We start from the raw sequence: 696 nt of genomic DNA, 5'->3' as shown, positions 1-696 counted from the left end.
GAGCTGCAGCAGATCGCGCGCGCCTTCAACTCGCTGGCGCGCAGCCTCGACGAGGCCGACCGCACGCGCGGCCAGCTGCTGGCCGGCGTGTCGCACGACCTGCGCACGCCGCTCGCGCGGCTGCGCCTGCGCATCGAGACGCAGTGCGACGAGCCGGTGGGCGATGCCTTGCTGCAGGACCTCGGTTCGGTGCAGCGCATCGTCGACCAGTTCCTCGCCTATGTGCAGGGCGGCGCCGACATCCAGCTCGGCCGCCTGCAGCCGCTGTGGGACACCGGGCGCGCGGTGGTCGCGATGTATGCCGATCCCGGCGTCACGCTGCGCGGCGACGGCGTCGACGAACTGCTGCCCGACATCGCGGTGCAGCGGCTGCTCAGCAACCTGGTCGACAACGCGCTCGCCTACGGCCAGCGGCCGGTGATCGTCGACCTGTGCCGCTGCGAAGGCGGCGTGACGATCGCGGTGTACGACCACGGCCCGGGCCTGAACGACGCCGAATTCGGCCAGGCGCTGCAGCCCTTCGTGCGGCTGGACCGCCAGCGCAGCTCGCTCGGGCACTGCGGCCTGGGCCTGGCGATCGTCTCGCAGATCGCGCGGCAGCTCGGCGGCACGCTGAGCCTGGCGCGTGCGGCGGATGGGGCGTTCGGCATCGCGCTGACGCTCAGACTCATTCCCTGAGGCCGGGCGGGCCGAGCG

Annotated in this window: 1 protein-coding gene; it reads left to right on the top strand. The window is 73.0% G+C overall.

Features of this window, described 5'->3' with window-relative positions; all coding sequences use genetic code 11:
* On the top strand, positions 1-678 hold a 678-nt coding region (locus AC1D01_RS37455), incomplete at its 5' end, for an ATP-binding protein (protein WP_477874992.1).
* Positions 679-696: the final 18 nt, after the last annotated feature.

The organism is Rhizobacter sp. P3_B12 (assembly GCF_056402895.1).
Note: the sequence above shows the minus strand (reverse complement) of the source record. Positions and strands in the feature narration are given on the sequence as shown.